Source organism: Pseudoalteromonas sp. PAR1 (assembly GCF_947311895.1).
Lineage (GTDB): Bacteria > Pseudomonadota > Gammaproteobacteria > Enterobacterales > Alteromonadaceae > Pseudoalteromonas > Pseudoalteromonas lipolytica_C.
Genome location: NZ_CAMZMY010000004.1, coordinates 167,279 through 178,369 on the forward strand (window position 1 = coordinate 167,279; position 11,091 = coordinate 178,369).

Annotated in this window: 13 protein-coding genes; 10 read left to right on the forward strand and 3 right to left on the reverse strand. The window is 41.8% G+C overall.

The annotated features are described in order from the left end of the window. The first annotated feature begins 2 nt into the window (after positions 1-2). The 6 genes from pta (at position 3) to QL229_RS04790 (ending at position 5,441) form a co-directional block, all read left to right on the forward strand. Positions 3-2,159 carry a phosphate acetyltransferase gene (gene pta / locus QL229_RS04765; RefSeq protein WP_135925130.1) on the forward strand — a complete coding sequence of 719 codons (2,157 nt, stop codon included), beginning with the start codon at positions 3-5 and terminating at the stop codon, positions 2,157-2,159. Between the two features lie 210 nt (positions 2,160-2,369). Further along, on the forward strand, positions 2,370-2,762 hold the full coding sequence (locus QL229_RS04770) for an ACT domain-containing protein (protein ID WP_135925133.1): 393 nt from the start codon (positions 2,370-2,372) through the stop codon (positions 2,760-2,762). A gap of 57 nt (positions 2,763-2,819) precedes the next feature. Further along, positions 2,820-3,263 carry a PTS glucose transporter subunit IIA gene (locus tag QL229_RS04775; RefSeq protein ID WP_235382508.1) on the forward strand — a complete coding sequence of 148 codons (444 nt, stop codon included), beginning with the start codon at positions 2,820-2,822 and terminating at the stop codon, positions 3,261-3,263. 5 nt (positions 3,264-3,268) lie between these two features. Next, complete coding sequence (locus tag QL229_RS04780; protein ID WP_135925138.1) at positions 3,269-3,613, forward strand: ArsC family reductase; 345 nt, start codon at positions 3,269-3,271, stop codon at positions 3,611-3,613. Continuing rightward, positions 3,613-4,743, forward strand: a complete 1,131-nt coding sequence (dapE, locus tag QL229_RS04785; RefSeq protein ID WP_138557367.1) for a succinyl-diaminopimelate desuccinylase — start codon at positions 3,613-3,615, stop codon at positions 4,741-4,743. Before QL229_RS04780 ends, dapE begins: the two co-directional genes overlap by 1 nt. Next, on the forward strand, positions 4,740-5,441 hold the full coding sequence (locus tag QL229_RS04790) for a M15 family metallopeptidase (RefSeq protein WP_138557366.1): 702 nt from the start codon (positions 4,740-4,742) through the stop codon (positions 5,439-5,441). Before dapE ends, QL229_RS04790 begins: the two co-directional genes overlap by 4 nt. On the opposite strand, the gene QL229_RS04795 is transcribed toward QL229_RS04790, so the two are convergent. Then, positions 5,422-6,279 (reverse strand): DMT family transporter, encoded by an 858-nt coding sequence (locus tag QL229_RS04795; RefSeq protein WP_249930204.1) that lies wholly within the window; start codon positions 6,277-6,279, stop codon positions 5,422-5,424. The genes QL229_RS04790 and QL229_RS04795 overlap by 20 nt on opposite strands. A 134-nt stretch (positions 6,280-6,413) precedes the next feature. On the opposite strand from QL229_RS04795, the gene QL229_RS04800 reads away from it, so the two are divergent. Genes QL229_RS04800 through QL229_RS04815 form a run of 4 tightly spaced genes read left to right on the forward strand, consistent with a single transcriptional unit; the run spans position 6,414 to position 9,314 of the window. Next, the gene (locus QL229_RS04800) at positions 6,414-7,778 is read left to right on the forward strand and encodes an adenine DNA methylase (protein ID WP_138557365.1); all 1,365 of its coding nucleotides are present in this window, start codon (positions 6,414-6,416) and stop codon (positions 7,776-7,778) included. Between the two features lie 8 nt (positions 7,779-7,786). Continuing rightward, complete coding sequence (locus tag QL229_RS04805) at positions 7,787-8,212, forward strand: YcfL family protein (RefSeq protein WP_135926286.1); 426 nt, start codon at positions 7,787-7,789, stop codon at positions 8,210-8,212. A gap of 7 nt (positions 8,213-8,219) precedes the next feature. Next, entirely contained in the window at positions 8,220-8,834 is a 615-nt protein-coding gene (gene lpoB, locus QL229_RS04810; RefSeq protein WP_135925149.1) for a penicillin-binding protein activator LpoB, read from the forward strand. 12 nt (positions 8,835-8,846) lie between these two features. Beyond that, entirely contained in the window at positions 8,847-9,314 is a 468-nt protein-coding gene (locus QL229_RS04815) for a glycine zipper 2TM domain-containing protein (protein ID WP_135925151.1), read from the forward strand. Between the two features lie 25 nt (positions 9,315-9,339). Here the strand turns inward: QL229_RS04815 and QL229_RS04820 are convergent, their stop codons facing one another. Continuing rightward, a complete protein-coding gene (locus QL229_RS04820) occupies positions 9,340-10,557 on the reverse strand; it encodes a pyridoxal phosphate-dependent aminotransferase (protein ID WP_135925153.1) in 1,218 nt (405 codons plus the stop codon). A gap of 93 nt (positions 10,558-10,650) precedes the next feature. After that, positions 10,651-10,995 carry an Hpt domain-containing protein gene (locus QL229_RS04825; protein WP_135925156.1) on the reverse strand — a complete coding sequence of 115 codons (345 nt, stop codon included), beginning with the start codon at positions 10,993-10,995 and terminating at the stop codon, positions 10,651-10,653. Between the last annotated feature and the right edge of the window lie 96 nt (positions 10,996-11,091).

Genomic DNA, 11,091 nt, shown 5'->3' on the forward strand with positions numbered 1-11,091 from the left:
AAATGGCACATAGAATTATGTTGATCCCTATTTCAACGGGGGTTGGTTTAACGTCTGTTTCTGTTGGTTTAGTCCGCGCGCTTGAGCAAAAAGCGCTAAAGGTAAACTTTTTTAAGCCAATCGCTCAGCCTCGTTCTGGCGATACAGGCCCAGAAAAGTCAACGCAAATTGTCACCCATGGTTCGCCAATTAATCCACCTACACCATTTGAGCTTAGCTATGCAGAGCAAATGATTGGTGATGGTAAAGGCGACGACTTACTAGAAGAAATCGTAGAGCGCTTTGAAAGCACCATTAAAGAAGACGAAATTGCTATTATCGAAGGTATGGTGCCAACACGTCGTCAGCCGTATGCTGGCCGTGTAAACCGCGAAATCGCACAAACACTGGGTGCTGATATTGTTTTTGTATTAACACCAAGCAACGATAGCAATGACCAAATTGAAGACCGTTTAGAAATCGCCTCTGGCAACTATGGCGGTGTTAACCACCCTCGCGTGCTAGGTTGTATTTTCAACAAAGTAAATGCTCCTTTAGATGACGAAGGTCGCGCACGTGCAGACCTTGTTGAGGCCCATGAGCCTGAACAACTTGAAAACGAATTAAACCGTTTAGCATCACTGCCGATTTTCAGAAAGCACCCATTTAAGTTATTAGGTTCAATTCCGTGGGATTTCGACCTAGTAGCGCCGCGTGTGCGCGATTTATGTGAATACTTAAAAGCCGAAGTCATTAACGAAGGCGACATGGCTCACCGTCGTTTACGTCGTGTCACTTTCTGTGCGCGAACGGTTTCAAACATTTTAAGCCACTTTACCCCGGGTGCATTACTGGTAACACCAGGCGATCGCTCTGATGTATTAGTTGCGGCTTGTTTATCAGCCATGAATGGCACCAAGCTTGGGGCGATTTTATTAACCGGTGGCTTTAAGCCTGAAGATCGCATTATGAAATTGTGCGAGCAAGCCATGGACACAGGCCTGCCAATTCTTGCAACAGAGGAAGATACTTGGCGCACGTCACTCTTGCTGCACAACTTCAATATGGAAGTACCATGTGATGATGACCAACGTATCGATAAGGTGAAAGATCATAACGCCAGCCATATCGACTCTGATTGGTTAGACAGCCTTGCGAAAAGTGTTGGCCGTACTCGTAAAATGTCACCGCCTGCGTTTCGTTTCTTACTGACAGACAAAGCTCGTCAAGCGAATAAAACCGTAGTTTTACCTGAAGGTAATGAGCCGCGTACGATTAAAGCTGCGGCAATTTGTGGCCAACGTGGTATTGCTAAAACAATCCTGCTTGGTGACAAAGAAGAGATTTTACGTATTGCAGAGCAACAAGGTGTAGAGCTCAACGATAACGTTACAATTATTGAACCGAGTGATGTAATTAACGATTACGTTGCGCCGATGGTCGAAATTCGTAAAAACAAAGGCTTAACTGAAGTTATTGCCCAAGAGCAACTACTCGACAATGTGGTACTTGGTACCATGATGCTTGAGCAAGGTAAAGTTGATGGCTTAGTTTCGGGCGCTGTTAACACCACTGCAAACACCATTCGCCCACCGTTACAGTTAATTAAAACTGCACCGGGCTCGTCGTTAGTCTCATCGGTATTCTTTATGCTGTTACCTGATCAAGTACTGGTTTATGGTGACTGTGCAATTAACCCAGACCCAACCGCAGAGCAGTTAGCCGATATTGCAATTCAATCAGCAGACTCAGCCGCCGCGTTTGGTATTGAGCCTCGTGTTGCAATGATCAGCTACAGTACGGGTACTTCGGGTTCAGGTGCTGACGTAGAAAAAGTGCGTGAAGCCACTAAGCTTGCCCAGCAAAAGCGCCCTGATTTAGTGATTGATGGCCCACTTCAGTACGACGCTGCAATTATGGAAAACGTTGCGATTAAGAAAGCTCCTGGCAGCCCTGTAGCAGGTAAAGCGACGGTGTTCGTATTCCCAGATTTAAATACCGGTAATACAACCTATAAAGCCGTGCAACGTAGTGCTGACTTAATTAGTATTGGCCCAATGCTGCAAGGTATGCGTAAGCCAGTAAATGACTTGAGCCGTGGTGCATTAGTAGACGATATTGTTTACACCATTGCCCTTACGGCGATTCAAGCTAAGCAAGTTGAAAGCTTAGAAAATTAACCCTTCAAAAATTAGGCTAATTTATAAATTCTTTATAAATTAGCCTATTACCTTCTTTATACTGAGCTATTCCCATATTTATCCACAGAATCTGTGGACAATATTTAAAGGCTAAACTGAGCAAATCCCCAGCAATCAAAATTATTGCGCTTTATCTTAACTTTGTTTACCTATACTATAAATTCAAAGGCTTCAAAGATAGGATCACAGATGTCAAAACAAACGTTACAACTTCATAGTGAAGAACTTACCATTCATAGTTTAGATGTTGATGCAACGATTGATCCTGCCCTACTCCAACAAGCTATTTTCTTTATTGCTAAAACCGCCGATGAGCTATCAATTGTATGCCCAAGTACCTTTGCAATAGACAGTTTAGATCAAGAAACTGATTGGCTAGCACTTGAAGTGATTGGCCCTCTTGGCTTTTCTTTAACGGGTATTATGGCGAACATTTCTGGTGTGCTTGCTAAAGCGTCAATTTCGATTTTTGCTTTATCAACGTACGATACCGATTATGTCTTGGTGAAAAAGCAAAGCATGGCAAAAGCCATTACAGCACTTAGAAAAGACGGTTACCATGTGATAGGTGACGTTAAATAAGCCATGAGTATCGACGTTCAATATTTGCCTGAGCGCAGCCTAAGAAAAGCGCGTTGTATGGCAATCAAAAGCCCTTTTACAGGTCGTGTTAAAAGTATGGCTGAACACCCAGAGCCTTTTTTTAGGTATGCCACCGTTGGTCCTGGGATTTGTGTAGAACTAACGAGCCACAATATTATTGCCCCTTTCGATGGCACACTATTACAAGTTAAAAATGCAGGAAAAGAATATATTTTACAGGCCAAAAATGGTTTGAAAATATTATTAAATTTATCGTTTTCATCTATAGAAGAGCATATTAGCCACACCAACATTGCTAAGCTAAATGGCAGTAAAATTAGCCAAGGTGAGCGATTAGCCTATTTTGACCTACGCGAGCTAAGCAGCCCTATGCTAGGCACAGTTTGCGTGCTCAACAGCCATAATCTTGGCCCCCTTTATTATTCACTATCTCAGGTCATTGCTGGGGTAGATACTTTACTCACTGTAACTAAAAAGTAGAATTTATGACTATCATGTATGGTATCAGCAATTGCGATACAATTAAAAAAGCGAAAAAATATTTATCTGATAATAATCAAGAGTTTACTTTCCATGATTACCGTAAAGACGGCATCAGTGCAGAGCTAGTTAATGAATTTGCAGCGCATATTGATTGGCAAGATTTAGTTAATAAACGCGGCACAACTTATCGCCAGTTATCTGATGAACAAAAACAAAATCTCGATAAAGAATCAGCATTAGCATTATTAGTTGAGCAACCTGCGATGATCAAGCGCCCGCTACTTGTGCATAATGGCCAATACCACTTAGGTTTTAAAGCAGCTCAATACGATGAGATTTTTGCCTAATGACTCACCCTGTTATTGAACTTGCTCAAGCGCTTATCCAGCGTGAATCAGTGACCCCTGAAGATGCTGGTTGCCAAGCGTTAATGAACGAGCGCCTTGAAAAACTTGGCTTTAATATTGAATCACTGTTTTTCACTGATACCTTAAATACCTGGGCTCGTAAGGGAGATGCGTCACCGCATTTTTGTTTTGCTGGTCACACAGATGTTGTACCAACAGGTCCTGAAAAAAATTGGCAGCACCCGCCTTTTTCGGCACTGGTAAAAGACGGCATGCTACACGGACGCGGTGCAGCCGATATGAAAGGCTCCTTAGCAGCTATGGTTGTTGCCACTGAGCGCTTTATTGCAAAACACCCAGATCATAAAGGGTCTATTTCATTTTTAATTACATCAGATGAAGAAGGCCCGTTTATCAACGGTACAACCCGTGTTATCGATACCCTTGAAGCCCGTGGTGAGAAGATTGATTTATGCTTAGTTGGCGAACCATCGTCGCGAGATAAACTGGGTGATGTAGTAAAAAATGGTCGTCGCGGCTCATTAACAGGCTTTTTAACCGTTAAAGGTGTACAAGGTCACGTTGCTTATCCACATTTAGCACAAAACCCGATTCACTTAGCTGCACCGGCGTTAACTGAACTTAGCCAAACCGAGTGGGATCAGGGTAACGAGTTTTTCCCTGCAACAAGCTTTCAAGTTTCAAATATAAATGGTGGCACCGGAGCTGGCAATGTGATCCCAGGCGAGCTCGACATTCAATTCAACTTTCGCTTTAGTACCGAAGTAACCTATCAACAGCTACAACAAAGAGTTGTTGATATTGTTGAAAAACATAACCTTGATTATGAACTAAGTTGGATTGTTAATGGACTACCGTTTTTAACCGATCACGGTCCGTTAGTTGATGCTACAGTACACGCTATTAAGCAGGTGACCGGACGCGACACAGCGCTTGAAACCACCGGTGGTACATCTGATGGCCGTTTTATTGCGCAAACAGGTGCCAAAGTCATTGAGCTAGGCCCTCGTAATGAAACCATTCATAAAGTAAACGAATGTGTTAGCACAGATGATTTAATTCAGCTTGCAGATATTTATGAAATCATTTTAGAGCAACTGCTTACATGAACCAAACCGAGCTTAAACAATGCGCCACAGGGTTAAGTAGCTCACATTTAGTTGGGCTACAAAACCACCGCTTGCATGGTGATATTGTCGATGACTTTTTAGCCCTTCAACAAGGCGCGAAAGAAGCAGGTATTGATTTGGCGATAGCCTCAAGCTTTCGCGATTTTCAGCGTCAAAGTGCTATTTGGAATGCTAAATTTCAGGGTCTTCGCCCAGTTTATACTCTTGAGCAAAAAACGGTAGACTTACAACGTTTAACTGATACTGAAAAGTGTCACGCGATTATGCTTTACTCTGCACTACCGGGGGCAAGCAGGCATCACTTTGGTACCGACCTCGACATCTACGATACCCGCCCTATTGACGATGATTATCAACTGCAATTAACACCTGATGAGTATTCGACCACAGGACCATTTACTAAGCTTGCTGTATGGCTTGATAATAACCTTGAAAAGTATGGTTTTTATCGCCCCTATCAAGAATATAAAGGCGGGGTTGCTCCTGAGCCTTGGCATATTAGCCATATCAGAGCTTCAGCAAAGATGATGCAGTATTTGTCAGTTGAAACATTACAGCAATGTATTGAACAAAGTGAGCTTAGCGGCAAACAAGCGATTTTAGCTGAACTTAATACGCTTTATGAACGCTACGTATTAAATATCAATGCCCCTAAATCTAAAGACTGCGCTTTTTAGCCATTAAAAACACCAAAACAGCGCCAAGAATTAAGGCGCTGGCTATTATTAAACGCGTTGTCAGTTGCTCATCTAAAAATAGCACCCCCGCTATTGTAGCAAGCACTGGGACTGTTAGTTGTACCACACCCGCTTGGCTACTTTTTAGTTTTGGTAGTGCAACATACCAAATACTGTAACCGACTCCTGATGCAAGTGCTCCTGAGGCTATAGCTAAGCAAATCCCGATAGCTGAGACTGCTTGCCAATCAAAAGCAACTACAAGGACTAAAATCGGCACAAGTATTAAACTTCTTAAAAAGTTAAAACTAGTTGCTTGCAGCGGTGATCTGCATGATTTTCCACGAATGCTGTAAATTCCCCACGCTACGCCACTTATTGCCATAAGCATAGCGGGTAAAAAAGAGGGCACTGTTGCAGAGGGCAACATTAAATAAATAAAGCCAGCAAAGGCTACAAACAACGCCCCCCACTGCACTTTACTAAGCGGCTCTTTGTTAAAAACACTATGGCCTATCATAGTCAGTTGCACCGCAGAAAATAAAATAAGTGCGCCCGTGCCGGTATTTAAATCAACGTAGGCAACTGAAAAGCAGAGCGCGTAAACAAATAAACTAAGCGCACTAATATTGTTACCTTTATCGGTTAAAGGCTTAGCTCTTTGCGATTTTAATTGCCACTGCAACAGTATAAGCAGCATCAATGCCCCACTTACCAAGCGTAAGGCAGTGAAACTTAATGGGTCAATATCACCACTTTGTAATGCCATACGACACAGCAAGGAGTTAGCTGCAAACGCACACAGTGCAATTAAAGTATAGAGTACAGTACTTAACAAATGTGGTGTTCCTTTAACATTAAAAAACACTAGACCAGTAAGTTGTCTATTAACTTACGATTTTTTACATAATTTATCATAGAAGGTTAAGCCGCGTATGCTAATCTGAGTACATTGTTTAAAAGGAGTGTTCAGTGCATCGACGTTTATTTATTGGCGCTGTTTTACTGTTATCAGGCTGCAGTACCATAGGTATTACTGATCTATTCCAAGATTATGCGACGCAGCTAAGACCTGTGCGCCAAGCTGTATCTCAAAATAATATAGAAAATGCGCAGCAATTGTTGCCGAGCAATAGCCGTGGCCACAGTAACTATTTATTGAATCAGCTTGAAACTGCTCGTCTTGAATTTTTAGCGAAACAGAATTCTCAGGCCAATGAGACCTTTGAAACTGTTTATCAAAACATGGAAAAAAAGCGTCAAGCAGCCAAAATACAACTAAGCACAAGTCTTGAACAAACAAATTCATTATTAACAAATGATTCAGTGATTGGTTATGAGCCTGCTGCCTATGAAATGACCATGTTACATAGCTACAAAGCACTGAGCTACGTATTTGATAACCAACTTGAATCAGCATTAGTTGAAGTTAGACGCGCAAATAAAGTGCAAGAAGATGCATTAAAAGACAACCAAGCTGTACTTGATGAACAAGCAGAAAATGCAGCTGAGGGTTATCCCGATATGGCCGAGTTAATTGGCAATGTTAAAAATGGTTTTCAAAATGCCTTTACGTTCTATTTATCGGGCCTCCTTTATGAGGCGGATAAACAGTTTGATGATGCCTATATCGACTATAAAAAAGCGCTCGAAATAAATAGCGATAATAGCTACCTACAACAAACTGTTTTACGACTTGCTAAAAAACAAGGCTTTGAGCAAGACTTTGAAGAATTTAGTAAACGCTTTGGTGAACTTAAGCAGCATAAGCCAAACACAGGCCAAGTAATTGTAATTGCAGAGCAAGGTTTAATACCAGCAAGACAAGAGTTTCAATTACGCTTGCCTATTTATTCGTCCCGTGGAGATGCGCGTTTTTATAGTATCGCTATGCCTGTATACCGCGGCGCACCTTATGCAAATAACGACAAGAACATTACATTGGATGGCGACAACTTCATCCTTAAACCAATCGTTAGGCTCGAGGCACTAGCAGCGAAAACACTTAAAGATCAAAGTACAGGAAGAATTACCAGACAAGTAATGCGCTTGGTTGCAAAAGAAAAGATGCGTGCTGAACTGGCAAGAAGCGGCGGCGATGTGGGTAATATTTTAGCCAATATATATAACATGGCCTCTGAACAAGCAGATACAAGAAGTTGGCTTACCTTACCAAGTCAATTAAGTATTGCCCAAAATACCATGACAACTGGTGAACATGTTTTATCTGTACCAGGTCGTGGCGAAATAAACTTTTCGGTTAGTAAGCAAGGGTTAACCTTAATTTTCCTAACCTCTATTAATAGCTACTATGACACACATGTCGTTCAACTTTAGGAGCAATGATGAAATATTTAGTGCCACTATTAACCATTTTACTTGTTGCGGCCTGCTCCTCACGCCCGACCACTTCTGGCATTGGTGTTGAGCAAACTGCAAAACAATATAACCAACAATTGATCGTTAATAACCCAGAACTAGGGCAAAAACTTGCAATTACAGATGTAAAAACACGCCAAACAAACGGCTTAACAGATGTGGTTGTGACATTGGCAAGCCAATATAAAAAATCACAGTATTTACAGTACCAATTTACTTGGTATGACGCTGATGGTTTTGTTATACGCGGCAATCACTCTCCTTGGCAACCCATTACCTTATTTGGATTTGCTAAAACACAGTTACCGGGCTTAGCCCCGACAGCCAATGCTGTCACCTTCTCGCTTGCAGTGCGTGAAGTGTCAACAGAAGCACAAGAATTTGAAGATTAAGGAAACCATGATGAAATTACTTTCTGTTAAATCGGCTGCGGCCATTGCGATAACTAGCACTTTGCTGCTTTCTGGTTGTGCCAATAAAGCGGTGGTTAGCTACGGCGATGCTCAGGCTGTTGAAACAACTGATATCAACTTTGGATCAACCGATCTACAAAAAGTAGCAAGCCAAATGACAGACTCGTTACTTGCTTCACCTGTGGTTGGCACAATGACAGCAAATAGTCGCCCAGTCGTGTTTGTAGAGCGTATTAAGAATAAAACCAGTGAACACATTGATACCGAATCAATCACCGATTCAATCTCAACACAATTACTACGCAGTGGTAAGTTTCGCTTTGTTGATATGACACGCGTTGAAGCGGTACGTGAGCAACTTAATTTTCAAAACGATGACCCGCTAGTTAACCCAAGTACAGCGATTGCATTTGGTCAACAAGTTGGAGCTCAGTACATGTTATACGGCAACTTATCGAGCATTGTTAAGTCAAATGCTGATAAGGCTGATGTGTATTACAAATTTACTATGCGTTTAATGGATTTAAAAAGTGGCCTAGTTGAATGGGCTGATGAAACTGAAATCCGTAAAACACGCGAGAAATCAACTTTTGGCTGGTAGTCAGGAGGATGTATGAAATACTTAGTAACAATCCTGGTAAGCTGTTTATTACTCAGCTCGCCTAGTTACGCTGATTATCAGCGTAATAAAGCAGTGCCAGTACAGCAGGTGTTATTTGGATCTGTGCAATCGGTACGAACGATTACTGATCAAGAGCTAGTTAGAGACAAAACTAATGGCTGGGAAACCTTTGGCGGTGCATTACTCGGGGGTGTTATTGGTAATCAGTTTGGCGGCGGCAGTGGTCGTACCGTCGCAACTATTTTAGGTTCAATGATTGGTGGCTCTGTTGCTCACAACCGTCAACAAAACAGTCGCGTTATACAATATCAACTCGTTGAATTAATGATAAAAGTAGAAAACGGTGAACAATACATGGTTGTTCAAGATAAAGACAACCAGATGCTGTTTAATCAAGGCGATAAAGTTCGCCTTGTGTATCTCACCGATAACACGGTGCGTGTTGATAAAGCTTATTAAAAAAGCGAGCCTCGGCTCGCTTTTTTTAGCTTTGTCGATAATCAGCGAAGAATCGCTGCATCTTACTCATCGCTTCTGTTAAATCATCTTTGTTTGGTAAAAACACCAATCTGAAATGATCAGGATCTGGCCAATTAAAAGCACGACCATGCACAAGTAAGATTTTCTCGGCTTTGAGTAAATCTAAAATCATGCGTTCATCGTCTTTAATATTAAAGTGCGCCGTATCTACTTTCGCAAATGCGTAGAGTGCCCCTTTAGGCTTTTTACAGCTAATGCCATCAATAGCATTCAATCCACGCCAAGCTATGTCGCGTTGCACATACAAGCGACCACCAGGGTTAATCAAATTGTCAATTGACTGCACACCACCTAAGGCTTGCTGAATAGCATATTGTGCCGGTACATTGGCACATAAACGCATTGATGCCAGCATATCCAAGCCACGGCTTAAATCGTCCATCATGCTAGTGCGGCCGCTTAACACCATCCACCCCATTCGCAAACCTGCTGCGCGGTATGTTTTAGCTAAACCATTAAAGGTGATAATTGGCACGTCATCGCATAAGGCCCCAATTGAGCTGTGAGTTGCACCATCGTATAAAATCTTCTCGTAAATTTCATCGCTCAATAACAGCAACTTATGTTCGCGAGCAATGGTAATAAGCTCCATAAGCAAGTCATCGCTGTAAACTGCACCTGTTGGGTTATTTGGGTTAATAAGTACCAAAGCTTTTGTTTTCGATGTGATTTTACTTTTTATATCAGCAATATCAGGAAACCAATCCTGCTCTTCATCACATAAGTAATGCACTGGGTTACCGCCAGCCAACTTAACTGATGCAGTCCATAATGGATAATCAGGTGCAGGGATCAAGACCTCATCGTCATTATCGAGTAATGCTTGTGTGGTCATTTGAATTAATTCACTTACCCCATTGCCAATATAAATATTATCGACATCAAGATTGTGTAAGCCACGCTGCTGATAGTGTTGATAGACAGCCACACGGGCTGAGTAGAGGCCTTTAGAGTCACAGTAGCCTTGGGCTGAATATAAATTACGGATGATATCTTTATGCATATCTTCAGGCATATCAAAGCCAAAGGCGGCAGGATTACCGATATTTAACTTTAATACTTTTTGGCCTTCATCTTCCATTTTTCGAGCTTGTGCAAGCACAGGCCCACGGATGTCATAACAGACACCGTCAAGTTTGTGACTCTTTTTTATTTGTGACATGGTTACCTCTACTAATGAGCCTTTAGACTACCCCAGTAAAGGGCCACCATGCTAGTGGATTTTTGAAGTTACAACTGAAATAAATTCAAGTTTTTAACGGCCAGTAAACCAAGCCTGTAATTTTTCAACTGAACCTATAACTTGCTCATCTAAATAGCCAGCTTTTTGCTCAGCCGTTGCGAAATCACTTTCGTTTAAAGCATGTTCAATCGCTTGAGCAACTTCTGACAAACTTTGCGCGCCAAATTGCGCCGCATTTGACTTTAAGCTATGTGCATGGCGTGCTGCAGCTTCAGTATCGGTGCCTATGTTAGCTAACACCTCTGAACCTAGTCGCTGAAACTCACTACAACAAAAGCTCAAGGTATCTGCAAACTGATCACCTAAAAGCGATTCCATTCCTTCAAGTGCACTTTCGTCTATGGTGATTGTCGTCATTTTTATCCCTCAATCAAAAACATAAAACTAGAACCGCAACTTTAGCTGTTCTTAGTCAAAAAGCAAACCTGCTTTGTAGGTTAAGCTCATGTATAC